Annotated in this window: 22 protein-coding genes; 14 read left to right on the plus strand and 8 right to left on the minus strand. The window is 37.7% G+C overall.

The annotated features are described in order from the left end of the window. The first annotated feature begins 111 nt into the window (after positions 1–111). The 4 genes from ND812_RS06925 (at position 112) to ND812_RS06940 (ending at position 5,804) form a co-directional block, all read left to right on the plus strand. Complete coding sequence (locus tag ND812_RS06925) at positions 112–777, plus strand: lytic transglycosylase domain-containing protein (protein WP_265374846.1); 666 nt, start codon at positions 112–114, stop codon at positions 775–777. A 70-nt stretch (positions 778–847) separates the two neighbouring features. Continuing rightward, a complete protein-coding gene (locus ND812_RS06930; protein ID WP_265374847.1) occupies positions 848–2,050 on the plus strand; it encodes a hypothetical protein in 1,203 nt (400 codons plus the stop codon). A 3-nt stretch (positions 2,051–2,053) separates the two neighbouring features. Further along, positions 2,054–4,561: a penicillin acylase family protein gene (locus ND812_RS06935; protein WP_265374848.1), complete on the plus strand. Its 2,508-nt coding sequence runs from the start codon at positions 2,054–2,056 to the stop codon at positions 4,559–4,561. 79 nt (positions 4,562–4,640) lie between these two features. Further along, positions 4,641–5,804, plus strand: coding sequence for a tetratricopeptide repeat protein (locus ND812_RS06940; protein WP_265374849.1), 1,164 nt, complete (start codon positions 4,641–4,643; stop codon positions 5,802–5,804). On the opposite strand, the gene ND812_RS06945 is transcribed toward ND812_RS06940, so the two are convergent. Next, positions 5,796–7,085: a DUF1577 domain-containing protein gene (locus tag ND812_RS06945; protein ID WP_265374850.1), complete on the minus strand. Its 1,290-nt coding sequence runs from the start codon at positions 7,083–7,085 to the stop codon at positions 5,796–5,798. The two genes, ND812_RS06940 and ND812_RS06945, sit on opposite strands and share 9 nt — an antisense overlap. Before the next feature lie 92 nt (positions 7,086–7,177). On the opposite strand from ND812_RS06945, the gene ND812_RS06950 reads away from it, so the two are divergent. The 9 genes from ND812_RS06950 (at position 7,178) to ND812_RS06990 (ending at position 14,358) form a co-directional block, all read left to right on the plus strand. Continuing rightward, positions 7,178–7,705, plus strand: coding sequence for a hypothetical protein (locus ND812_RS06950; protein ID WP_265374851.1), 528 nt, complete (start codon positions 7,178–7,180; stop codon positions 7,703–7,705). Beyond that, entirely contained in the window at positions 7,689–8,507 is an 819-nt protein-coding gene (locus ND812_RS06955; RefSeq protein ID WP_265374852.1) for an enoyl-CoA hydratase/isomerase family protein, read from the plus strand. The genes ND812_RS06950 and ND812_RS06955 overlap by 17 nt, the downstream gene beginning before the upstream one ends. 65 nt (positions 8,508–8,572) lie before the next feature. Beyond that, on the plus strand, positions 8,573–9,271 hold the full coding sequence (locus tag ND812_RS06960) for a Crp/Fnr family transcriptional regulator (protein ID WP_265374853.1): 699 nt from the start codon (positions 8,573–8,575) through the stop codon (positions 9,269–9,271). 179 nt (positions 9,272–9,450) lie between these two features. After that, on the plus strand, positions 9,451–10,404 hold the full coding sequence (locus ND812_RS06965; RefSeq protein WP_265374854.1) for a rhomboid family intramembrane serine protease: 954 nt from the start codon (positions 9,451–9,453) through the stop codon (positions 10,402–10,404). Between the two features lie 49 nt (positions 10,405–10,453). After that, a complete protein-coding gene (locus ND812_RS06970; RefSeq protein ID WP_100726292.1) occupies positions 10,454–10,921 on the plus strand; it encodes an LIC11177 family protein in 468 nt (155 codons plus the stop codon). 254 nt (positions 10,922–11,175) lie between these two features. Further along, positions 11,176–11,757 (plus strand): imidazoleglycerol-phosphate dehydratase HisB, encoded by a 582-nt coding sequence (gene hisB / locus ND812_RS06975; protein WP_167396522.1) that lies wholly within the window; start codon positions 11,176–11,178, stop codon positions 11,755–11,757. Further along, positions 11,754–12,380, plus strand: coding sequence for an imidazole glycerol phosphate synthase subunit HisH (gene hisH / locus ND812_RS06980; protein ID WP_265374855.1), 627 nt, complete (start codon positions 11,754–11,756; stop codon positions 12,378–12,380). Before hisB ends, hisH begins: the two co-directional genes overlap by 4 nt. Further along, entirely contained in the window at positions 12,380–13,123 is a 744-nt protein-coding gene (gene hisA, locus ND812_RS06985; protein ID WP_265374856.1) for a 1-(5-phosphoribosyl)-5-[(5-phosphoribosylamino)methylideneamino]imidazole-4-carboxamide isomerase, read from the plus strand. Before hisH ends, hisA begins: the two co-directional genes overlap by 1 nt. Positions 13,124–13,125: 2 nt before the next feature. Continuing rightward, on the plus strand, positions 13,126–14,358 hold the full coding sequence (locus tag ND812_RS06990; RefSeq protein WP_265374857.1) for a vitamin K epoxide reductase/DsbA family protein: 1,233 nt from the start codon (positions 13,126–13,128) through the stop codon (positions 14,356–14,358). Between the two features lie 12 nt (positions 14,359–14,370). Here ND812_RS06990 and ND812_RS06995 read toward each other — a convergent pair whose 3' ends face one another. The 4 genes from ND812_RS06995 to ND812_RS07010 are packed head-to-tail and all read right to left on the minus strand — an operon-like array spanning position 14,371 to position 19,004. Next, positions 14,371–15,363: an N-acetylneuraminate synthase family protein gene (locus tag ND812_RS06995; protein ID WP_265374858.1), complete on the minus strand. Its 993-nt coding sequence runs from the start codon at positions 15,361–15,363 to the stop codon at positions 14,371–14,373. A gap of 30 nt (positions 15,364–15,393) precedes the next feature. Continuing rightward, entirely contained in the window at positions 15,394–17,466 is a 2,073-nt protein-coding gene (gene feoB / locus ND812_RS07000) for a ferrous iron transport protein B (protein ID WP_265374859.1), read from the minus strand. 3 nt (positions 17,467–17,469) lie between these two features. After that, a complete protein-coding gene (locus ND812_RS07005) occupies positions 17,470–17,703 on the minus strand; it encodes a FeoA family protein (RefSeq protein ID WP_265374860.1) in 234 nt (77 codons plus the stop codon). Then, entirely contained in the window at positions 17,700–19,004 is a 1,305-nt protein-coding gene (locus ND812_RS07010; protein ID WP_265374861.1) for an ABC1 kinase family protein, read from the minus strand. The genes ND812_RS07005 and ND812_RS07010 overlap by 4 nt, the downstream gene beginning before the upstream one ends. Positions 19,005–19,119: 115 nt before the next feature. Between ND812_RS07010 and ND812_RS07015 the strand changes: the two genes are divergently transcribed. After that, positions 19,120–21,120, plus strand: a complete 2,001-nt coding sequence (locus tag ND812_RS07015) for a helicase (protein WP_265374862.1) — start codon at positions 19,120–19,122, stop codon at positions 21,118–21,120. Between the two features lie 123 nt (positions 21,121–21,243). Here the strand turns inward: ND812_RS07015 and ND812_RS07020 are convergent, their stop codons facing one another. The 3 genes from ND812_RS07020 to ND812_RS07030 are packed head-to-tail and all read right to left on the minus strand — an operon-like array spanning position 21,244 to position 24,206. Beyond that, a complete protein-coding gene (locus tag ND812_RS07020) occupies positions 21,244–21,540 on the minus strand; it encodes a hypothetical protein (RefSeq protein ID WP_265374863.1) in 297 nt (98 codons plus the stop codon). A 25-nt stretch (positions 21,541–21,565) separates the two neighbouring features. Then, complete coding sequence (lnt, locus tag ND812_RS07025; RefSeq protein ID WP_265374864.1) at positions 21,566–23,188, minus strand: apolipoprotein N-acyltransferase; 1,623 nt, start codon at positions 23,186–23,188, stop codon at positions 21,566–21,568. Then, positions 23,157–24,206, minus strand: a complete 1,050-nt coding sequence (locus ND812_RS07030; protein ID WP_265374865.1) for a lipase chaperone family protein — start codon at positions 24,204–24,206, stop codon at positions 23,157–23,159. The genes lnt and ND812_RS07030 overlap by 32 nt, the downstream gene beginning before the upstream one ends. Between the last annotated feature and the right edge of the window lie 45 nt (positions 24,207–24,251).

Below are 24,251 nucleotides of genomic sequence, written 5' to 3' on the forward strand. Positions count from 1 at the left end.
CATTTGTCCGTTTTTCTCGTTGTGCGTCGCACAAATTCCTCTTGCCGCCAGAGCGCGATATCGGAAACTGGCCTTATTGTGCAATGCACAATAAGGAGACAACCAGTCACCATGCGAAAACAATCCAATTTCATCCATAAAATCGCCGTATTTGGTTTGGGAATGGTCTTTCTGTTCGAATCGTACGGGAAAATCAACCCCTCCGGAAACAATCCGAGTGATCTTTCCGCAAAGGTAAAATTACATTCTCTAATTGCCAAAAACCGACCTAGCCTTTCTAAAAAAGAGCAAAAGGACTTAGTCAATGTGATCGAAAGGGCTTCTTACCATATACGATTCCCAAAAGAGAAAATTACTACTGCAAAAGAACCAATGGACAAATTGGGTTTTTTGGTTGGCCTCATCCAAACGGAATCACAATTCAATACACGAGCAAAATCACATAAAGGTGCCATTGGGCTTATGCAAGTGATGCCGGAAACAGCGAAGTGGCTTGCGAATAAAGAAGGAATCCCATTTCATTCCGAGAAAGATCTATTGGAACCTGAAACAAATTTAATCTTAGGTGTTCTTTATTTAAATTATCTCATGGAACGCACAGAATCCCTCGAAGCTGCATTGTTATCTTATAATGCTGGATTAGGCGGATACAAACGTTTTGGTGGTGTTCCTTCTTATTCACGAACAGTATACAAATACTATGAAGAATGGAAACAGATGCCTATCCCTACTGAAATCCCAATTTCTGAATCAATCGCCAGTCTCTTTTCCATTTAAATTTTACTTTACATCGTTTCAAAACCGACAAGGCTCTTAACCGTTTTATAAAAGATAAGGAAGGGAGCGTATGGATTTATTTCGTAGATACGGTGTGTATCTAACTGTTGTTATACTAGTATTAGTAGGTTTGATCTTTTATTTAGTTAAGGATGGATTTGGTTCTGACCAAGAAGCAAAAGAGAAAGCAAGACAAGAAAGAATGGCAAGAAATTCGGATCCAACGCAAGGAAATGAATCAGGTGGAGAAGGTGGTGATGGTGGAGAAGGGATTCCAGAGGATGGAGCCACTCCAGAATATATATTAGAAAAATACTTAGAATGGGCAGAATACCCACCGTTCTCAAGACCAATGTCAATTCTCAATCATGATTTAGCGTTCCCATTTATCATTGAAACATCGCCAGACTATACAATCGATGCAAAAACGAACGAACCAACCGGTTATGTATGTTTATTCCAACCAAAAACATGGGCAGTGATTGGAAATAAGGATATGATGTATGTTACACTCGAATGCCGTGATAAAGCAAGGAATCGTGTAAAAGTTTCTATTGATTCACACCAAGTTTTCAAAGAGTGGGAAGGACAACGATTTGGTGTGGTGAGTGCATCAGTTAATGATAGTGGAACCGATGGTGACCAAACAAGAGGTGATAACATTCATACATTCTCATGGAAACCACAAAAAGCTGATTGGGGACAAATGTCTCTTGTAGCTGAAATTACATATGGTCCTGAAAATTTAAAAACAACATTAACTTCTAGTTTTTTTTCCAGTCCTTCCATTCCTGCAGAGTTTAATGGAGTTTTTTCGGACTCACTCCAAGATGGGTCTCTCATTGTGAGAGCAGTAGTCAATGTATACAAAAAAGGAAAATACCATTTAGAAGCCAATTTAAAGGATGAAAAGAATGGTGAATACATCGCCTATGCAGTGTATGACGGTGATCTTGTTTCTGGATCAAATGAAGTAGAATTTACTTTTTTTGGGAAAATCCTACGTGATAAAGACCTAGATGGACCTTACCTTGCTACTTCTTTTAGAGGGCATCGAGTCAATTTGCCGATTGATCCTGATTGGTTTAACCAAGGAGCAGAAGGTTTACGTAAAATCCAGGCAGCAAAAACAACAGAACCTGATCGAGAATTAGTGCTCCCATACAAAGATGAATACAAAACCAAATACTATAAAGTTGAATCTTTTTCCAATGCGGCATGGGACTCAGCTGATAAACAAAACCGAATTCGTCAAATTAAAGCACTGCAATAAAGTATGATACATTCAATTAAAAAATTCATTCACAAGAGACCATTCCTCAGTCTCTTGTTTCTTTTTATCCTAACGTTACCGATTACCTTACATTTCCTGTTTTGGGGACTTGTTTCTTTAAAAGCTCCTAAGTATCATGGTGAGATTCGTTCCGAAAAGTTAACTACAAAAGCAACAGTCATTCGAGACGAAGTGGGAATTCCACATATTGTTGGTGAGGATGCAAAGTCCGCATATTTTGCGTTAGGTTTTACAATGGCGCAGGATCGGATTTTTCAAATGGAATTACAGAGAAGGATTGGGAAAGGTGAACTCACTGAAATTTTTGGTGAAAAACTCATCCCATCTGATCAATTTTTGAAATCGTTATTATTGAAACAAACTGCGGAAAACTACGCCAATCAGACAAAACAAATTTATCCAGAAGCTTGGGAACAATTGGATTGGTTTTTGGAAGGTGTAAATCATTTCTTAGAAACAGAACCATTACCCATCGAATACACAATTCTTGGGATCAAACCTCGACCTTTTGACCGGGTGGATGCGATTTCATTCTTGTTTTATATGGGATTTTCATTTGCAGAAGGGATTAAATCTGATAGTTTGTATTCTATTATGGAATCTGAGTTAGTTGGGAGATCAGCTAGCGAATTATTCCCGAGGTATGATTTTGAGCCAAATGCCTCCATTTTGGAATCCCAACCAAGTGTTAAAAAATTAACATCAAATCTTCCGTTTCCAAACGTAAATCCACAGAATGATTTCAAAAGCAGTGAAATAAAAAGTTCTCTATCTCAATCAAACAAAGATATCACCAACTTAAAGCAGTTGGTTACGTTTGTGAGTTCCCTCAATCTCCCGATTGAACCATTAGAAGGTAGTAATTCGTGGCTTGTTGGTCCAAGTCGCTCTGCGAGTGGTGGTGCAGTTTTAGCCAATGACCCACATATTGCTTTATCCAATCCAGGTGCTTGGTACGAAGCATATATCGAATACCCTGGTTATGAAAACTATGGTTACTTTTTGTCCATTATCCCTTTTCCACTCATTGCTCATAACCGGGACAAGGCATGGGGTTTAACCATGCTTGAACAAGATGATGTGAATTTGTATATGGAAACCATTGAAGCTGGCAAATATAAGTCTGGTTCCAATTGGAAAGAATTAACCTATTACAAAGATGAGATCAAACAAAAAGATGGGACTAAAATTCCTTATCAAGTCGCGATCACAAACCATGGTCCCATTATCACCGAACACATAAAAGGTTATAAAGGTAGGCCAGTTAGTTTGTACTGGGCACATCACCATTTAGACAATCCACTCTTAGATGTTTTGTATAAGATGGGTAAATCTAAGTCTTTCCAAGAATTGGATTCTGCATCTTCTATGATTGGAGCACCTGGTCTCAATTTTAGTTACGCAGATAAAAATGGGAACATTGCCTATTATGCTGTGGGAAGGTTTCCAATTCTAAAATCTGGAAATCCAAGAAAAATTTTAGAAGGTTCGACAGGTGAAAATGATGTGATTGGTTATGTTCCTTCTAAGGACAATCCTAAGATCATCAATCCGAAAAATGGAATCATAGTTACGGCCAATAACCTCGTCACGAGTGGAAAATTATCGGGACTTGGTAAACCTGAAGGAAATTGGCAACCGCCAGATCGTTTTCAAAGGTTAGTTGGAATTCTCGAAACCCAAGAAAAATGGAGTTTAGAAGAACTGGCAGCCATTCAGAATGATACAGTTTCCTCTTTTGCACCAGAATACTTAGAGATTTTGTTTTCCTCAGTGAAAGAACCAAAGACGTTAGGTGGCAAAAAAGTTTTAGAAATCCTTAAAAATTGGAATTTTGAACACTTCCCAGAGTCCCAAGGGGCAGCTGTTTATGATGTTTTCTTTTATATCACAATGAAAGAACTACTCATAGATGAAATGGGACTTGAACATTTTGAACTGTATGGAGACATGGCAGAGTATTGGAATGCTTACCGACGATTCATCCGTAATCCAAATTCGAATTATTGGGATGACCTGAGAACAGTCGGAATCTTAGAAACAAGAACTGATATCTTAAATCGTTCCATTGAACTGACAGCAAGATATTTGGAAAAAAATGTTTCTGCAACTCCAAGTCTTTGGAAATGGAAATATTTATACAAAATCAAACACCCTCATCCGCTAGGCGTTTTACCTTTGATAGGTGGTGTTTTTAACATTGGTCCCTTACCGAGTGCTGGTGGAGCCGAAGTTGTAAACAATCTAAAATACAAATTGATGAAAGAGGATTGGACTGCTATGGCGGGACCTTCCAAACGTAGGGTCATCGATTATGGTAGGTTTGAGGAATCAGTGACACAACTTCCAATTGGGAATAGTGGGAATTTAGGAAGTCCGTTTTATGGAAATCTTGTGGATGATTATATCAATGGGGTCCACAGAAAAATCCTGTATTCGAAAAGCCAAGTAGGAGATGGCAAGTATCGTTTAGAATTCCATCCCAAATAAGAGTTTTTTCCCTACCCATCAGGGTAGGGGTTCAATTTTCTTCTCTTCCCGTTTTTGTTTTGGTCGATTCTTAGAGTAGATGGTTCGGCACTTCTTTTTTCCATTTTTATTCGTATCGTTTCTGTATGCGCAGTCACCATCTGATCGTATGGCTTTTGCCTTTCGTAGCCAATCTTCATTAGATCCACTTCGAATGATTGTTGTGGGGGAAGTGGTTGGGATTGAAAAAGCAAGTTTTTACGAAGTCGATAAACTCTCCCAAGAATTAGAAGTCGATACAAGACCGGACACGGTCACAATCAAGGTGGCAGATCCAAAAGGCATTCGAGTCGGCCAAACCCTGTACTTACTCGAAAAAAACCAAGACCACAAAACGTTTCGTGATGGTAACATTGTGGGGATGATTACTGTCAAATCCGTTTACCTCACTACCTTTTTTGGATGGCAGGTACGTGGAGAAGGTTACCTTCGGTTGATCGAAGACAGGCCAGTAACAGCTGCAAGGATGCTCGATACCACAAAGTATGAAGAAGCCTTTATCGCAAAAAAACAAGGTGATCATTATTTTGCAAAAGGCCAAATGGATGAAGCCCTTCGCAAATACAAACATGCTGTATCTTTAGACCAAAGTTCACCTGATTTACATTATGCGCTAGGAAAAGCCCATTGGAAAGACGGAGAAGGGTATGTCTCCACTGCCTTTGAGTATTCCATGGCCTGGAAAAATAGAGAACGATTTTCGAATCCCCAAGAACGTTTATTATTTCTTGTGGATTACTTACGGTTTTTAACTTTTTATTTCAAAGTAGAAGGGAAAGAAAACAAAAAACAATTAGAACTCATGCCGCAAGTGGCAAAAGAAGCACGCACCTTATATCCAAAAATTTACGAAGTTTGGTTGTATAGTTTTGAAGTAACATACTTAAGTTTAATACATACAAATTTAGCTGGGAATACAGTTGATCTTCGCAAAACAAGAGATGAACTTGCTAGCCGTTCAGAAGAATTTTTAAACAAAGCATATTCTCTTAGAAAATCTGACTATTACCTTCATAAATTAGCATGCGAGTTTTACAATTTACGTTGGAAAGAAACAAGAGGATCCAATGAAGAAACCACTTATCGATCCAAACTCGTAGAACATGGTAAACTCTTACGATTGTATTATACTGGCGAAACTACTTTATCGGAAGATTTACTCAATTCCATTCGTCTTGCTGAAAGACAATCTGGATTACTCTGAGAGAATTTTCATACTTTTTTCAAACAAATAAGACTCCAGAAACAACATATCGTCTGGTGCTGAACTAAAATAGTTCACACCTAGGTGGTAGTGGTCTCCTTTATCTAAAAAACGAATGATTTCACCCCGTAGGATCATGGTCCTTTCTTTGTTTAATGGGATAAACATTTTGATGATATTGTGACGTTTTAAATAATGAAACAGTCGTTTGTCGTATATTTCAAAAAGTAAACCATCTAATGATATATCGACAACTTTGGTTGTGGATTGCATGGTTTCATAACTTCCATACTGAATTGCAATTTTTGTGAATACATAACTGATGATTTCAGCTAACTCAAAAATATAAATTGCTTGGTTTTGTGAGATCGTAAAACGTTCCATCGCTGTGGAATATACTTTGATATAACCTACAACATCTTCATACAAACGGATTGGTGTAATGATATAAGAAACATAGAAATTTCTGGACTCGTGTTTTCTCATGGATTCAAAAAAATCCAAGGCAAATTCATCTCCTAGTTCCTTTGCCATCTCTTTGTGTTCAGAATAATAATTAAATAACACATCATCTTTGGGCTCATTGATATAGGAGGTGATTCGGTTACAATCAGGGATGTAGATGGTTTTTCCAGAACGTAAGATTGTTTTTTTTGTAAAATCCTCAAATTCGTTTAATTTTTCATCTTCTTTGTAAAAATGAATTTCATAATCTTTGGATATCCTTTCGATTGCCTCGGTTAACATAATATTGATGAGTTTACTGTCTGGCCTGTCTTTTCGTACTTCCTTCATTAGGTGAGGGAACCTGCTTTCTGCATAAAGGTTTTTCCCAACTTCCCTTGAACCTCCAGACAAACTCCGGAAGAGAATGATAAAGTTCATGAACAAATCATCAACTGGGATCCGTTTATTCGTTCTTAGTTGGTAAGATTGTAACTCCGTTGGAGTTTTGATGATAATTTGGTCTTTTTGGATATCAAGGATGACAACTTCAAACTGATAATTGATGTTCATCACCTCAAATCGAACTCGGGCTCTGCGAGAACCTTTTTCAACGAGGTCAGGGATCATGAGAGTCACTGTATGAGCTTCAATTTCCTCAACAGCAGCTACTAAGTTATCCTCTTCATAGATAAATTCAAATTCTCGGTTGTCAGCTTTTAGATAGTAAAAGAGGTGTTTAACAATATTGACATCAGATCCAATAATCGTCTCATCAAATAACGATTCTAAAATCGTGATGAGTTCCTGCATCGAATCCGTTCTGCCGATTGCCATACTAAAATTATCGATTTTTAGAGGCCCAAAACTGATTTTCTCGCAGAGAAAATATGCCAGAAAACGACAGAATCCGCCGAAATGGGAAGTATATGGAACTAACTCTCCCCAAACATGTAAATCCTGAGCTGATGCCAATGATCCGACAAGGACTCTTAAATCCTGAAAAGGTAGCCATCCTGTCAGAACTCCATTCCATAGTGGAACGATTTGCCGGGTGTTTGTATACGGATGAAGAGGCCCAAAAGAAAATTTTGGAAAAAACAGGATCTCTCCCTGATCTCATCACTTGGGGTGATTATTTCCAAACGGAAGTAGCTTCCCGTTATTATTTAGAATCAGAAGATTCACTTCGCCGGATTATCGATACAATTCGATTTGATTTGATTTCTTCGCATTTGATTTTTTCTGGAAAACCAGACCACTACAAAGACAAAATCAGAGCTGATGTCTTGTTTAGCAAAGGCATTGATTCTGCTTTACCAAATCAAAATATGGAAAGCCAACACTTAGAAATTTTACTCAATTACTTTGAAAATATGGAGATCGGGAAAAAACCTTTATCTTTACAAGATAAAGCCTGGTACGAATCCTTTCAGATAGATGAAATCGCGATTTGAATCCAAAGAGTATGAATTCCTAGAAATAGAATCCCGTGAAACAGAAGATGGAACCATCCTTTCCATCTTCTTAAACAACCCTTCTTCCCGTAATTCCATGACATGGAAAATGGGAGAAGAATTTTCTGACATCATCCATTCCATTCGCAAACAGAAAAAATTACCAAGAGCCGTTATCATCTCTGGTCGCAGTGATGTATTCTGCGCAGGTGGTGATTTGAATTTATTACGATCTTTTTCAGAGAAAAGTTTTTCGCAAAACAGACGTGATATGAGAAAGTTCTATGGTTTCTTTTTGTCCGTCCGAAAACTTCCAGTTCCTGTCATTGCTGCAGTGAATGGACATGCAATTGGTGCAGGTCTTTCCTTAACGTTTGGATGTGACTTACGTATTTTTGCAAGTGATGGAAAGTATTCGTTTAATTTTGTCCGATTGGGCATCCACCCGGGAATGGGATCGAGTTTCCTTGCCCTGGAACTTTTGGGAAAAAGTTTAGGTGGTAGGTTACTGCTAACTGGTGAAACGTTTAATGGGGAGATGGCAAAGGAATGGGGACTCGCATTGGATGCCGTACCTAAAACATCTGTGTATGAACGTGCTATGGAACTTGCCCTTTCCATAGCAAAAGCCGCTCCACTTGCCTTACAAGAACTCAAACAAAATTTGTATTCCTGGAAACAGTTGGATTCTGCTTTGAAAAAAGAAGCAGAATCACAAGCGCGAAACTTTATCTCAGATGACTTTAAAGAGACCATCCAGAGTATTATAGAAAAACGAGATCCTAAGTTTAAGGGTAAATAAAATTTTAGAAAGTTTCTAAAATTTTGTCTCGACAAGCGACTGGTAAGGGGTTACATAAAAGTTCGATGTCTGACCTTCCACTCAATCCTGATTGTTTTTTATGTGATTATAAAAATCATAATGTGCTCCATTGTGCTGCCCATGAAACAATTGAAAGAATCAATGCAGGGAAAGATTTTACGATTTTCCCTCGTGGCAAACATCTCGTCACTGCCGGTGTAAAAGCCGAAGGATTTTTTTTCATCAAATCAGGACTCGTTCGCAGTTATGTGCAACTCGCCAGTGGAAAAGAACAAACCCTTCGATTGAGTGGGCCTGGTGATTGGGTTGGATTTCGTGATTGTATTTCCGATTCCATTTCTCACCACAATGTAGTTGCAGTAGAGGACACTCACGCTTGTTACATCACAGGATCCCTCATCGATGCTCTGGTCAAAGATGACAGTAATTTCCAAAAAGAAGTATTCCGCCAAATGGCCAAAGAGTGGCGTGAGATGGAAGAACATGTGGTCTCTCTTGGGACCAAACAAGTCCATGAAAAATTAGCAGAGATCCTCATTGTTTTAGACAATGCCCAAGGACGAAAAAACCATGTGGAATTAAAAGTCACAAGGGATGTCCTTGCGACTTTCATTGGTACAAAAACGGAAACCTTGGTCCGTGCGCTTTCGGATCTCAAAGCCAGAGAATTTATCTCCGTCGACAAAAACCGCATCGATATTCTGAACAGAGATGCGTTGTATTCTCTCTCAAAAATTGCCTAAATTTTTCTCCCAGCTATTAAGCAAGTGCCATGGATTTCCGATGGTAGAAGTGATTGATAATCAAGGTAGGGTCTGTTGCCTGATTTTACCTTAAATCACTCCCGGGGGGCTTCCGAAAGGATTCCCCCTTTTTTTATTTCCCTTGTTTCTTTCCCTAGACTCTAAATTTTGGAAGTACCATGAGTAGAAATCGAAGCCAGGGCCCTAGTTTGTTCGGGAATCCGATCCTTCATCCTTTGAATGTCATTTTAATCCTCAACTGTGTTATCTTTTTTTTACAATACTTTGCAAACCAACAATTGATCTTTCGATTTGGACTCACTCCTGACTTTGTGTTAAGCGGAGAAATTTGGCAAATACTAACCTATGGATTTTTACATGAGGTTGGTTTATTACCGATCCATCTTTTGTTTAATATGTATGCAATGTATATGTTAGGAAGTAACATCATTCCGATCATTGGGAAAACTAAGTTTATCATATTATATTTTTTATCACAAATTGGTGCAGGAATTTTTGTAGTTGGTTCTGCTTATTTGAATTTTATGTTAGGTGGTGGAATTTCTGTTTTAGAGTCCATGACCTCTCAAACAATCGGTGCGTCGGGTGCAGTCTTCGGCTTACTTGCGTTATTTGGTTTATTTTATCCGAATGCAGAATTATTGTTATTCATTTTCCCAGTGAAGGCTAAAAATGCAGTTTGGGTATCTCTTGTGATTGGGTATTTGATTTCTCAATTTGGGAATGCACCCATTTCGAATACCTGCCACTTGGGTGGTGCCGTGACTGCTTGGTTACTTGTGAAACTTTTTCCCAAACAATTTTTACCAACGACAATGCCATACCTTCCTGGAATGGAATGGGAATCACCAAGGCAATCTGAATCAATCCCACAACAAAAACCAAAAGTGGTGCCTGTGGAAGATTTGTTTTTGGACCAAAAAAAACTCAACGAAACTGTCTTACGACAAATTGAATCCAAAAAAGATCGATCTTCGGTCATCCAGTATTTACAACCATTACAAGTAGAAAACGCCAATATTTGCCCTCCCTCTACGTATAATACCGAAGATCCCATTTGTTTACGGTGTGAGTGGTTGCCAAATTGTGCCTTACGAAAGGTTCAGGAATAATTTTTCGTCTAATTCCTTGACACTCATTTGAGATGGGGATAATGAAACTATGCCTGAAGAAAAAAAGTCCTCTGTGGATGAGGTATTAAAACGCGAAAAATTAGCAAAAGACTTCGAGAAGGAAAAACGAGTTTCCGAGCAGAAGGCGATTGAACAAGCAGCTTCTAAATTGTCTTCACAAAGCCAAGTAGTCACAGAGACTTCCAAATCTTCCAAATTCATCACCAATATCGACATTGCCTTTTCACAGGCAAAATCTGATTTGCGGTATTATTTTTTGAATGATGGTAATTATGCAGATGAATTCAAACGGATGTTTGTCGAAAACGAGGCGATTTTCAAACGGTATGGGATCACAAGCCAAAAGTATATGGAATACATTCGAGAATCCTTCGATCGTTATAAAAAGATCCATGACATGATGCCACTCGATCCCATGAAACCTAAACATTTCAAATATGTGGAAGATTCGATTTCTGAACTCATCCGAATGTTCAACCAAAGGTTTGGAAAATAAAGGGGAAAATTCAGAAAAAAGAGACGGATTTCCCTAAAAATTTGAGAAGGATTTTTACCTGGTTTGTTAGTTCCCATAGAGGGACATATTTGGACTCACGTTGGAAACGGATTTTGCTTTTTGTATTGGTCGCATTGGTATATTGTTTTTGGGTATTTATCGGTTATAATTTGGTAGGTGTTTTGAGCCTCGCTTCCTAAATCGTTTACATTCTCTCTTGACATCAGGGTTTTCTACCAAACATGCTTAGGAATATGGTGGAATCCAGAAAAACATCCGAAACGGACATCCGCTTGGACCTAAACCTCCGAGGCAGTGGTGTTTATTCATTTGATACAGAAATCCCTTTTTTCGAGCATATGCTCTCTCATATAGCCAAACATGGTCTCATTGATATGGACTTAAAACTTCGTGGAGACATTGGTATTGATTGCCACCATTCCGTGGAAGACACAGCCATTTTACTTGGACAAATGATCCACACCCAACTTGGGGACAAAAAAGGAATCTTTCGGTATGGAAATTTCACCCTTCCAATGGATGAAGTTTTAACAACTGTGGCAGTTGACTTAGGTGGAAGATTCTATTTTAAATATACTGGACCTGCGCTAGATGGAAAGTTTGGAATTTACGACGCCGAACTTACGTTAGAGTTTTTACAAAAACTTGCACTGAATGCAAAAATGAACCTTCATGTTGTGGTACATTATGGCGAAAACAGACACCACATCCACGAATCTATCTTTAAGGCCTTAGGAAAAGCATTACGCCAAGCAATTTCAATTGATTCAGGTGCCAAAGACCAAATCCCTTCTACAAAGGGAATGCTCGAGTGATTGCTGTTTTAGATTTTGGAATGGGGAATATCCATTCCTTATTAAAAGCAGTTTCTTTACACACCGATGATTTTGTTTTTACTAATGATCCGAACAAAGTAAAAGCGGCGGATAAAATCATTTTACCAGGTGACGGACATTTTGACAAAGCGATGCAAAACCTTAACGAACTAGGATTTGTTTCTATCATCAAAGAACATGTCGCTGCAAAAAAATATTTATTTGGAATTTGTATCGGTTATCAAGTGTTATTTGAAGACTCGGATGAAACCAATAAAATTGGTTCTACAATTCCTGGGCTTGGACTTATCAGAGGCAAAATCAGAAAGTTTGAAGGTAAACCTAATCTTAAAGTTCCTCATATGGGTTGGAACAAACTCTTTGATATCAAACAAAAAAACTCAAAACTTTTAAAAGGAATCCCAAACGAATCCTTTATGTATTTTATCCATTCCTATCGGCCTGTTGGTGTTGATAGGTTGGATATTACAGCTAACTGCCATTATTATGGAGAATCGTTCCCAGCAGTTGTCGAAAAGGAAACTATTTTTGGAACTCAATTCCATCCAGAAAAATCAGACAAAATTGGGCTTGGAATCCTTAAAAATTTTATCGAACTCTAATGTTAGTATTACCAGCAATTGACTTACTCGACAATGAAGCAGTCCGCCTACTACAGGGAGACTATGCTAAAAAAACGGTTTATTCTTCTTCCCCTGAAAAAATGATCCAAGTGTTTGAAGAACAGGGTGCAACTCTCATCCATATAGTGGATTTAAATGCAGCAAAAACTGGAAAATCAGAAAACGGAAAAACAATCAAAAAAATCAAAGAAGAATGCTCCGTCGAACTTGAACTAGGTGGAGGAATTCGCTCTATCGAAAATATGAAATTCTATGATGGGCTCGGAGTTTCACGTTTTATTTTAGGCACTGTTGCTGTGGAAGATCCGAACGTTGTCGAAAAAGGTTTAGAAATGTTTGGGCAAAATAGGATTGTCATTGGCGTTGATGCTAAGAATGGTTATGTGAGAACGAAAGGTTGGGAAACCAATTCTGGAATTTTATACAAAGATTTTTTAAAGAAGATGTACGGAATGGGTGTCCGCCATGTGATTTTCACTGACATATCCAAAGATGGAATGATGGAAGGACCCAATACAGATCTGTACATTGAATTACTCAATGAATTTCCTGATTTACAATTGGTTGCTTCTGGTGGGGTTTCTAAAACTGAAGATTTGGTAACTTTATTTGAAAAAACAAATGGAAAATTGTTTGGAGCTATCACAGGAAAAGCCATTTATGAAGGAAAATTAGATCTAAAAGAAAGTATCAGGATTCTGAATCAAAAGAGGGAAAAGTAGAAATGAATCGCAAAAATTTGGCAATCGGTGGTCTCGTCGTAGGAGTTTTAGGACTTCTTTTTTCGTTCCTACTAGCAGTAGAGTATTTTGGAATTGGAACTGATAATGTAGCTGGAGCCGCTTGTTCCGCATTAGGTGGTGGAGATTCTTGTTTAAAAGTCGCTGAAAGTTCCTATTCAGCCATCCCTGGTGTTCCATTTTTAGGCAACGTTCCTATCGCCTTACTTGGGTTTGGGTTTTATGGATTAATCACTTATGCATTTTATCTCATTTCTAAAAGTACAAGTTCTGATGAAGTCACAAAACTAATTTCTCTACTGTTCCCAGTTTTGGTTTTAGGATTCATATTTGATCTAATTCTTTTTGGAATTTCTGTGGGAATTATCGGCACAATTTGCCAATTGTGTTTTGTCACATACCTAGTCACTATCTCTCTATTAGCAATTTTGTTTCTGTTATGGAAAACAGAAGGGAAACCAAAGTTAGATATAACATCTTCTTTAAAGGAAGGTATTACTACATTTGGACTCGTTTTCTTTTTTAGTTTTTCAGTTGGATTTGCATCGAGTAAAATGTGGGTGAAAAGTGAATCATCGAATACACTCGCTACATCTCGCGGTATGGATTCTAAGGAAATCCAAACTAAGATTGATGCTTTTTTCTTAGAGCCAACACTTGGAATTAAAACCCAAGGTTCACCGTTTATTGGGAAAAAAGATGCACCCATCACAATCGTAAAGTATGCTGATTACAATTGTGGACATTGCCTTCATACAAGCCATATTTTACACACAGTTCTTTCTGAGTATGATGGAATGGTAAAAGTCGTGTATAAAAATTTTCCTTTGGATGGTTCCTGTAACCGACTCATGCAACAACCAAGACCAGGGGCAACTTCTTGTGTAGCTGCAATGGCTGCGATTTGTGCAGACAAACAAGGAAAATTTGAACCAATGTATCGTGGTTTGTATGATAACTTAGAGAAGGGCGTGGCTCATTCAGGTGCGAGTGTTGTGAATTTAGCGAACCTGATTGGTCTCAATGTTTCCTCATTAAAAGCTTGTATGGCATCCAAAGAAGCTCAAAACCAATTGAATGCAGAAATAGACGAAGCAGAAAAATTAAATATCCAATCCACGCCTTCCCTTTTTATCAACGATCGTAAGATTGAAAGTGGAACTCCAAATCCAGTGTTCTTAAAAACGTTACTAGAACAAATCATCCAAAAGATGTAATACTTTCGGCACCTAAATTCTCTTAGGTGCCACTCGGATGGGTCCTTCTGGTAAAAGAGAAGGATCTCCCACCTTTTCCAAATCCCAAGAATTTAAAACAGTATTGTCTTTTGTATGGAGTGCAGGTCGTAAACTCATCACAGATTGGTTTTGTTTGTACAAAGACCTACGACCATAAAACCATCCACTTGTTTCTTCTGGATGTGTGTTTTTTCCATACACACCTCGCATCTGATAACTTTGTTCGGTATCATCTGCTAATTTGCGAAAGGAAACTGGATCCATCGAAATGGTGTGGTCTGGCCCTTCCAAGTTTCGGTCTAAAGTGAAATGTTTTTCGATAACAACAGCACCAAATCCAATGGCGAGAGAGGAAGCAAGTGTGCCATCGGAATGGTCACTAAATCCAACAACAAAATCTGTTGTGTCCAAATAATAGGGAATGGATTGTAAATTCACTTTGTCTAGTGGTGTTGGGTACATGGATACACAATGTAAGAGGCAAACTTCTACCTTTTCATCTTGGAATTTGGAAATGGCACGAATCACTTCTTCTGGTAAGGCTGCGCCAGTGGAGACAATGATTGGTTTTCCTGTTTTGATGACCTTGTTTAACAGAGATAAGTTGACGATATCACCCGATGCAATTTTATAAATAGGAACATTGAGACTTGATAATAGATCCACAGCAGAATCACAAAGGGGAGTAGAAAAAAAATCGAGTCCCAGATCCAAAGCTGTTTTTTGGAATTCACGATGAAAGGTTTCATCCAATTCATACTGTTTGAAGATATCAAATAAAAACTTTACATCAGGGTTTTTGGCATCTATGAACTCTTCTGTGCGATAGGTTTGGAACTTAACCGCATGGGCACCTGATTCTTTTGCCTTTTCGATCGTACGTTTTCCAATTTCTAAATTGGCATTATGATTGAGTCCAATTTCTGCTACCAAATATGGACTTGAGTTTCTAGTTATGATTTTGTTCCCGATATGAAAATCCAAAGTGTGCCTCTAGATATCATTGTCGGCAGATTAAGCAAATCCTAAAATTTTTCCCAATTGGTAAACCAGAAGTGAACTTGTGATCGCAAGTGTAGTCATATACAAAAACTGCACGGTAGGCCATAACAAACTTCCCGTTTCCTTCTTGGTTACAGCAAGTGTGGACATACATTGGCTTGCAAAAGCAAAAAAGAGAAGTAGGGAAACTCCAGTAAGGGGTGTCCAAACCAAACTTCCATCGGACTTTCGATCAGATCTAAGGGTCTCTCGCAAGGATTCTGATTCTTCCCCTTCTTCTTCCGATCCGTATAATACGGCTAAGGTGGATACCATCACTTCTCTTGCGGCAAAAGAAGTGAGGATCGAAATTCCGATTTTCCAATCAAATCCCATAGGTGCAATGGCAGGTTCCATTACCTTACCAACACGACCGATATAGGAAGTCTCAATGGGACTTGTTTTCCAAACATTCTCTTTATATTCCGCTGGGAAGTGGCTTAAGAACCATAATAATACAGAGATATAAAGAATGATTTGGCCCGCTGTTGCTAAAAACGATTTTACCTTACCATATACGGTGAAGAATAAACTTTTGAATGAGGGAATGTTATACCTTGGCAGTTCCATCACAAAGTAAGATGCATTTTCTTTAAAAACTGTTTTTCTAAAGAGTAATGCAAATGCAAAACTAACCGTCATTCCTAGGAAGAACATGGAAAATAAAACAAAGCCTTGGACATTGAAAATACCAAAGATTGGCGGATAACTAAAAACAGTTCCAACAATGAGAATATAAACTGGATATCTTGCTGAACACATGATGAGTGGAGATACCATAATTGTTGTTAAGCGGTCTGATTTGTTCTCAATCGTTCTTGTACCAAGGATGGCAGGTACAGCACAAGCAGCCGAAGAGAGTAGAGGGATAAATGATTTTCCGGATAAACCAAATTTTCCCATAAGTCTATCCATGAGAAAACTAGCACGAGCCAAATAACCAGATTCTTCTAGGATTCCAATAAATAAAAAGAGTAGGGCAATTTGAGGTACAAATACAACCACGCTACCAACTCCACCTAAAATACCTTCAACGAGGAGGGAACGAAATGGTCCATCTGCTAGATACATTGATATGTATTCTTGTAATTGTGTAATTCCTACCTCAATCAAATCCATTGGGATTTCTGCAAAAGTAAATAGACTTTGAAATAAAATTCCCATCAAAAGGAAAAAACAAAAAAATCCAAGAATGGGGTGTAAAAAAATAGAATCCAATTTTTCACTCCAACCACCATTTTTCGAAATTGGAGATAAAATCGTATCAGATATAATTTTTTTGATCAAAATCGATCTATGAATCATCTCTTCTTGGTAACCAAACTGGTATTTGTTTGATTGTAATTCTTCAGATAAGATTTGTTTGGTGGAGTCGGGAAATTGGTTTAGGTATCGATTGTCTTGTAAGTGAGTGTCGCCATTCAAATATTTTAAGGCTTGTGATAAAAAGAATTCTGCTTCGTTGGTATTGATGTTGAGTTGTTTTTTAAGTTTGTTAAATAAGGATTCTTCTTTTGATTCCCACGTCCAAAGGCGTTTTTGTTTTCGAAAAGAATTTTCATTTGAGAGAAGATTTTTTAGTTCTGGAATTCCTTCTCCCGATTTTGCATTTACGAGAACAATTTCTAATCCTAAAGATTGTTTTAGCGAATTCAGATCAAATTGGATTCTTTTTTTTTCTAATACATCTTTCATGGTGAGAACAACCAAAGTAGGTACACCCATATCGATGATTTGTAATAAAAATTGTAATCCTCGTTCTAAATTAAGTGCATCAAGTACGTAAATGACTACTTCATCTTCTTTTCTTTTGAGTAAAATTTCGTATGCAATTTTTTTATCTTCTGCGATTCCGCCAAGACCGTATGTTCCTGGTAAGTCGGTGATTTTAAGTTCTAAATTTGGTAAAGAAACGAAACCTTCTTTTTTTTCAACAGTGACTCCACTAAAGTTTCCTGTTTTTTGTTTTAGGCCAGTAAGTTGATTGAATAATGTGGTTTTCCCACAATTTGGATTCCCGACTAGGTAAATGTTTTTTTCTTTCATCATTTATTTGGTTTTTAGTAAAATCGCTTCTCCGTCTTTCATTCGAAGCCCAATTGTGGTTCCACCAAGTGAGCAGATTAGTTTACCAAGGTACTTCGATTTGGTCTTTAATCGAATTTCAGCACCAGGAAAAAAGCCTAGTTCCAAAAGTTCTGTGAGCATTTGTTTTGGCAATTGGTCCATATTAATGGACTGGATGATAGCTGAATCACCCTCGTGTAAATCGAGTAATGTCATGTTTTCCCAATTACAAAGTTTTGCGAGTCTCGAAACAAATTGATCTCAGGCGCCATAGATTTTACATAACGATCAAAGTATAACATTTGTTTCATGAGGAGTGCAAATTCTCTCGGAATTTTTAATCCATTTTTTTCAGCTATTTCCTTCATTTCGAACATGATTCGATTCACCTTCGATTCATCAAACATTTCGTTTTCTGTTAAATGTACATAGACAGATTCTAATTCATTGAATACAGAATCTAATTCTTTGGCTAGTAGAGTTGGGTTCACTCCACTATCTGTTGAATCCATTTCCACAAGTCCTTTGGCTACGAGTGTTGGTTCTCCAATTCCAATGCCTTGTGTGAATAACATAAGACCACGCCAGATTTTAGGAGAGATCCTTCCAACAATCCCAAAATCAATAAAACCAATACTTCCATCTTTCAGGATCATTAAGTTTCCAGCATGTACATCTGCATGGAAAAAACCCTGGTTGGATAAAGAAGAAAACCAAATTTCCAGAGCATCACTTAGAACCTTTCTCGGATTGTCTGTGAATTGTTTTAAACCTTTTTCATCTGTGATTGGAACTCCATAAAAACGTTCCATCGTTAAAACCTTTTTTGTGGAGAGAGTATGATACACACGAGGAACTCTTGCCCTTGACTCTTTTGCCTTTAAAAGATACGTTTCAAACTCTTCGATGTTTTTTGCTTCTTGGATAAAATCTATCTCTTGTAAGATAGAAGTTTGGAATTCTTGAAACATCGCAGTGAGTCCCGATTTTTTAAATTCAGGAGCAATGACTTCTAAAACTTTAGTCAGAATTCCTAAAATCTGCATGTCGGTTTTTAAAGTTAGGTGGACATCAGGTCTTTGTACTTTGACTACGACATCAAGACCTTCTTTTGTCACTGCCGCATGGACTTGGGCGATGGAAGCAGAGGCAAGGGGAGTTTCATCAAAACTATGAAAGAGAGTTTCTAGTTTCCCACCTAGCTCCCGTTCGACAGAGGAGCGGATTTCTCGGAATTGTACGGGTCTTACGGAATCAAGACAGGCTTGCATTTCTTCCACATACTCGATGGGAAAAAGAGATGGGGCACTTGCTATGAATTGTCCCAGTTTGATATAGGTGGCACCTAATTGGGAGAAGGCTTCCCTGAGGGAGATGGCGATTTCTCTATGGTTTGAGTTTCCTTTTGCCAGTTTTGTTAGGATACCCAGGAGTCTCGTAGAAAACACAAAACTGGAATGGGCCACACGAAGGCTTGAGTGGAGACCGAAAGAAACAATTTCGGAAAAAGAGTCCATAAGCCCTAATTTGTGACCTAAATGGGGATTGGAAACGACAAAATGGACTCCGAACCTACAATTGAAATAGAGTTGCAGGATTAGGTCCCAACCAAAAACTTATCAAATCGCACCCATGAGCCAAGAAACTGTCCTGTACCAAGAGTTAGAGAAACTCGATCTCAACGAGATCAAAAAAATCGCAAGCCTTTGGAACATCCAAAAGATCCCAGGAAAGGACAAAAAATCGACCATTTTGGGTCTCATGGAGATTTTCCAAAACGAATTTTACCTAAAAGGTGTTTTGGAAAAGTTCACTCCCCTCCAAGTGAACATCCTCACCTCTATTTTGAAAAACAAAGGAGTGATGACCCTCGGAGAAATCTCGAGAAAAGTCAACATCCCTCCCATCAATGTGGAGATGGAACTAAACGTTCTTCGCAAGTATTACTTATTATACCAACGAAAAAACCGCGAACGCCTTACTAATAATTTAGATAAATACCATACCTATGATGAATACCAAAAACTCATCAAAGTAGAAACAAATCCTAAGGGTGAAAAGTTTAAGTATTCCATTGAGAAAACTCTTCACAAAGCAACTCTAGGTGAACTTCCAGAGGAATGGAAGGAAGCAGTAGGTGCAAAAAAAGGCGAACACATTGAAACCTTTTTAAAGAATGCACTCAGTGCTGAATTTTTACAAAAACTCATCGATGAACTTTCTGATTTTGATAAAGATGTATTACACCAAATTTACATCCACGGTGGTGTGATCGAAGCTGATACCATCCGCAATTATATCACTGTCAATCGTGGGAAGTTTGAACAAACAATTCCTCACCTAACTTCACTTTATTTAGTTCGAGATTTGTATTATGTGGAAGACAAATTCATTCGTGTGATTGTCATACCAAAAGAGATTCTCGACCATTTACAGTTTTCACCAATTTTACCTCCTGTAAAAAAGGGAACTCGTGTTCGTCAGGAAAAAATTTCTGCAAACGGACTCGATTTTTTCTTAAACGTAAAAAAACTCATTTCTTATATTTCCAGAAAAGGTTTGAACCTAGCAAAATCAGGAAAAATCAAACAAGCAGATCATAAAAGGACAGAAACAGAACTTTTATCACCTGACATTGAAATTTTCCCTGAAAAAAGCCAAGTTTATCAAATTGAACTCATTCTCCCCATCTTAAAGCTGTTAGGTTATGTAGATATTAAGGGTGAAAATGTTATCTTAATCCAAGAAACAGATGAGTTTCTAAAAAAAGACATTTTTGAAATCATGAAACTTGTCATTCACGAAGTGAATGAAGCAAGGACTCGTAGATTAAACCCAGCAGAAGTATTTACGGCTACTGAAGTTCCTTTTTATGAAAAAGGTATTTTGGATAAAACTGTAAAACTCATTATGGCACACGGAAAAATCAACACTTCAGTGATTTTTTCCCATATCATTCGTGACCATTTAGTATTTTCTCCTACTTTCCAAATCAAAACATATGAAGAAGATTTGGCGGATCTCAGAAAAGAGATCATCTCTGCCATTTTTTACTTACAACTTTTTGGTCTTATCGAAGTTGAATACCCACAAAGGAATCTAAGTTTATCAGAACTAGGACTCCATTACTTCAACCATGAGCCACTCGTAACGGTAACAGAAAAGGGTGGGATTACCATCAACCCAGACTTTTCGATCATTGCGTTCCCTGACCGTGTTTCTTTACATGGAATTCATTTGTTGAAAGCTTTTTGTGAGCTTAAAGATTATGATCGTGTTTATACGTTCTTACTCACAAAAGACAGTTTCCAATTAGGAATTTTACTGGGTTACGATAAAGAAACCTTTATTCATTTCCTACGTGAGTCTTCAAAAGCTGATCTTGCACAAAATTTACTCTTCTTACTCGATGATTGGGGAAACAATTTACCAATTGTAACGATCACCGAAGACTCGGTTCTCCTCAGAACAAAAGATTCTCAAGTGATGGAACTTCTACTTGGTCAGATCAAAGGGAAAAAATTTGTATTAGAAGAAGTGAGTCCAACAGGGATCATCATTGAAAAATCAAAAGTAATGGAAGTGATTGCCATTGCTGAAAAACTCAATATGATCATTCGTTTGAATCGTTAAAACCTTTCCTTCATCCATCGAGTATGGTTTCGCATTAGAACCATTCAAAAAAAAAGACCAACGATTGTTGGTCTTTTTTTTTGCTTTCTGTTTGGTAGAAGGAGAATCAATATGGGGAATCGATTACTTTTTTTCACCAGCTGTCATTTCTGGATCAGTGACTTTGATTTTGCTTTTAAAATCCCATTTGCGAAAAGGGGACACAGCATCTAATCTTTCTTGAGTGACAAAGAACAAACGTTCTCCATATTTCACAAGTCCACCCTTGTAGTATGCATATTTCGTTTTGTGGTCAACGGTTCCCACTTCAACTACCTTATTCCAATCTTCGCAAGTCTTTAACGATGGTACCTTTCTAAGATACAACTCCTTGATTGAGTTTTCTTTGACTGCATCGCGAAGTATTTTTTCCCATTCCATATTCGAATAGCCTTTCTATCCTATGCTAAATTTCAATTTCATTTTTCTTTTTATACGAGTGGAATGCTCTAGGACTCGTGAAAAATGCAAAAAATAAGCCAAAAAGAGCCATGAACCTCCAAGGATAGGGGCCAATTTGCAAATAAGGAGTCTTTCTTTGAGTGGGAACGGTCACCACATCAAAGTAGGCGATAGCTTTTTGAAAGATCGGTATTTCCCCCATCATCTCTCTTCCCCAAGGATCATAGGCTGTTGTCATACCAGATACAGCGGCTCGAACATAGGGCCTACCTGATTCAATGGCTCGTAACCTTCCCGCTCCAGCATGTTGTTTTGTTTCCGTCTGGCTCTCAAACCATGAATCATTTGTGAGGTTGATGATCAGTTCTGAAGGGGAACGTTTTACCATACTTCTGACAAATTCTGGATACAAAACTTCATAACAAATAAGAGGAGTCAATACTACAGATTCATTGGATTTGGTTTGAATGGTTTGAGAAGTAAATTCGTTGTTTGGGATATGGTGGCTTACCTCAGGGAATAATTCTTTTAAGAAAGGTAGTGTTTCTTCAAAAGGAAGGTATTCTCCAAATGGCAATAGGATATGTTTGAATCGCCTATCTGTTTGTAAGGTGATCGGATGCAAGGTGCTAAATGAATTTCTGGATCCTTGATCCCAGACGAGTTCATTAAAAAGTAATGGGGAATTTGCCTTCTTGACAAGATTTGTTGTGATATCGACAAAACTTTGGCTATACGTAGAGTTTGTATGTTCGGATGCCAAGGTGCCTAAAAAAGGAATGGAAGATTCAGGTAATACAATCACATCAATTGGTTTAGGTGCATTGCGTATAGCTTCCTCTGAAAGATTATACACATCTTGCAAGGTTTTTGTCATAAAATCAAAGTTTTCTCTGATTTCATTTTTCGCATATGGTGTGTTTGGTTGGACTAAAACCATATGAAGGTTTTTCCCTGATGGGATCGTTTCTGCCAAAAAATATAAATTGGTAGAGAAAATGAAAAGAATTGGGGCCAAGTATAAAACTGATTCTTTCCAATTTGAAATTTTATGGCTGACCATCAGGTAAAGTAAAGATACAGATACAACGGAAACTACACCAAGCACCTCGGTACCAAAACGTGCCATTTGTCGCCAAAGGATTTGGTTTCGGAACAGATCACCCCAATACACAGGAAAAATCATTGGGCAGAGCCAATCTGAAATGAGAAACAGAGAAGGGAAAATCAAGAGATAAAACTTTGTTTCACCTACCAAACGATATTTGTGAATCAAATAAGCAGAAAAAAATACTACTCCAATTTTATAATACGAAAGGATCGCGTACAATAAAAAGAGAATGCATGTAACAAAGTTTCCTTGTGCAGAAATATTTTTGATCGCATTCCACATCCAATAAAATGAAGTACAAGTTACCAAAAAGGAAAATAGAACTGTACAATGAATCGCAAATCGGAATGTTCCCACTCGAATGATTTCTTTTGTGACGAGGAGAATGAATAACACACTCAAAAACCCTGCGGTGACAAAACCGTAGGGCTCAAGTGAGAGTGCAAAACATATTGCAGCTAATACAAGGTATGTGAAGTGGGAATTAATTCCCGGAATTTTTGAGTGAATTCTCATATTCCAATCGACGAGTGTATTCTTCTGCGAGTTCTTTGTTACCTAAAGTTTTAATGCGAAGTTCCATCAATTTTTTCTCTTTTTCCGCATTTGATAAATTTGGATTGTTTTTGAGTAAGTTTTTTTCTTCAATTTCTAGTTTTGAAATTCTTTCTTCCTCTTCTTTCATTTCTCTCAAAACTTTTTCCATTCGGTCATTACCATCTTTCCCAAAATAACGAATTCGTACTTCACGTTCTTTTGATTCGCGTTCTGTGCCTGAGAGTTTGACCAATTCGTTTTGTCTGAGGTCCATTTCCGTTTCAAATTTATCATATTGTGGTTCACGATTCACTACGGCGTTGTAATAATTACCAAAGGATTTTTTGCGATAATCTTCGTACAATCGAATTCGTTCGTCCGCTTTTAGGTTTTTAGTTTCCTCTAAAAAATTCTTTCGATTAAAACTAAAATCGGCAGTGGCTTCTTCCAATCCAAATATCAGATCTGCATCGTCTTTGGAAAAATACTTCCTTCTCAGTTGTTTGATTTGTTCGTAACGTTCGGCATTCGTGAAAGACTTGGAACTAGGATCTAATTGTACCATGGCTTCTTCGTATTTCAAATAATTGGTAAGTAAGTTTAATAGTTTTTTTGCATCTTCACCAGAATACTCATTTTGTATAAAAGCTTTGATGTATTCGTGGCATTGTTCCCTTGTGCTACCTTCTGGGCATTGCCGGCGTAAGTTCCATAATTCAGAAATTAAGTTTAGATCACCTGACTTTGCTTTAGCGATGATCTCGTCAAATCGCAAAAACTGACCATCGGGTGAAAAAATTGATTTCGCTGATTCTAAATAAAAAGGATCCACGGAAAAACCATCACTTTGGGTGCGAAAAAAAGACTCAGCTTTGTCATTTGGGTTCTCTTCATTGGAAGATCCAAAATCATTCGGTTTTGTGAATTGATAGATCACAAATACAAAGATAATAACAATGGCGCCGAAACTTACGAAACGAAGGTATTTTGTATGCATAGAGATAGTGGTGAAGTAAAGTAAAGGTTAGAAAATGGGATCTGA

The sequence above is a fragment of the Leptospira limi genome (assembly GCF_026151395.1).
Lineage (GTDB): Bacteria > Spirochaetota > Leptospiria > Leptospirales > Leptospiraceae > Leptospira_A > Leptospira_A limi.

What these genes read in the sequence shown, in the direction of transcription:
- ND812_RS06940 (WP_265374849.1), top strand. Translation starts at nt 4,641, where the DNA reads ATGGTTCGGCACTTCTTTTTTCCATTTTTATTCGTATCGTTTCTGTAT.
- ND812_RS06990 (WP_265374857.1), top strand. Translation starts at nt 13,126, where the DNA reads ATGAATCGCAAAAATTTGGCAATCGGTGGTCTCGTCGTAGGAGTTTTA.
- ND812_RS07030 (WP_265374865.1), bottom strand. Translation starts at nt 24,206, where the DNA reads ATGCATACAAAATACCTTCGTTTCGTAAGTTTCGGCGCCATTGTTATT.
- ND812_RS06935 (WP_265374848.1), top strand. Translation starts at nt 2,054, where the DNA reads ATGATACATTCAATTAAAAAATTCATTCACAAGAGACCATTCCTCAGT.
- ND812_RS06960 (WP_265374853.1), top strand. Translation starts at nt 8,573, where the DNA reads ATGTCTGACCTTCCACTCAATCCTGATTGTTTTTTATGTGATTATAAA.
- ND812_RS06965 (WP_265374854.1), top strand. Translation starts at nt 9,451, where the DNA reads ATGAGTAGAAATCGAAGCCAGGGCCCTAGTTTGTTCGGGAATCCGATC.
- ND812_RS06925 (WP_265374846.1), top strand. Translation starts at nt 112, where the DNA reads ATGCGAAAACAATCCAATTTCATCCATAAAATCGCCGTATTTGGTTTG.
- ND812_RS06945 (WP_265374850.1), bottom strand. Translation starts at nt 7,085, where the DNA reads ATGGCAATCGGCAGAACGGATTCGATGCAGGAACTCATCACGATTTTA.
- ND812_RS06950 (WP_265374851.1), top strand. Translation starts at nt 7,178, where the DNA reads ATGGAACTAACTCTCCCCAAACATGTAAATCCTGAGCTGATGCCAATG.
- ND812_RS07005 (WP_265374860.1), bottom strand. Translation starts at nt 17,703, where the DNA reads ATGACATTACTCGATTTACACGAGGGTGATTCAGCTATCATCCAGTCC.
- lnt (WP_265374864.1), bottom strand. Translation starts at nt 23,188, where the DNA reads ATGAGAATTCACTCAAAAATTCCGGGAATTAATTCCCACTTCACATAC.
- ND812_RS07020 (WP_265374863.1), bottom strand. Translation starts at nt 21,540, where the DNA reads ATGGAATGGGAAAAAATACTTCGCGATGCAGTCAAAGAAAACTCAATC.
- ND812_RS07010 (WP_265374861.1), bottom strand. Translation starts at nt 19,004, where the DNA reads ATGGACTCTTTTTCCGAAATTGTTTCTTTCGGTCTCCACTCAAGCCTT.
- ND812_RS06930 (WP_265374847.1), top strand. Translation starts at nt 848, where the DNA reads ATGGATTTATTTCGTAGATACGGTGTGTATCTAACTGTTGTTATACTA.
- ND812_RS06970 (WP_100726292.1), top strand. Translation starts at nt 10,454, where the DNA reads ATGCCTGAAGAAAAAAAGTCCTCTGTGGATGAGGTATTAAAACGCGAA.
- feoB (WP_265374859.1), bottom strand. Translation starts at nt 17,466, where the DNA reads ATGAAAGAAAAAAACATTTACCTAGTCGGGAATCCAAATTGTGGGAAA.
- hisB (WP_167396522.1), top strand. Translation starts at nt 11,176, where the DNA reads ATGGTGGAATCCAGAAAAACATCCGAAACGGACATCCGCTTGGACCTA.
- ND812_RS07015 (WP_265374862.1), top strand. Translation starts at nt 19,120, where the DNA reads ATGAGCCAAGAAACTGTCCTGTACCAAGAGTTAGAGAAACTCGATCTC.
- hisA (WP_265374856.1), top strand. Translation starts at nt 12,380, where the DNA reads ATGTTAGTATTACCAGCAATTGACTTACTCGACAATGAAGCAGTCCGC.
- ND812_RS06955 (WP_265374852.1), top strand. Translation starts at nt 7,689, where the DNA reads ATGAAATCGCGATTTGAATCCAAAGAGTATGAATTCCTAGAAATAGAA.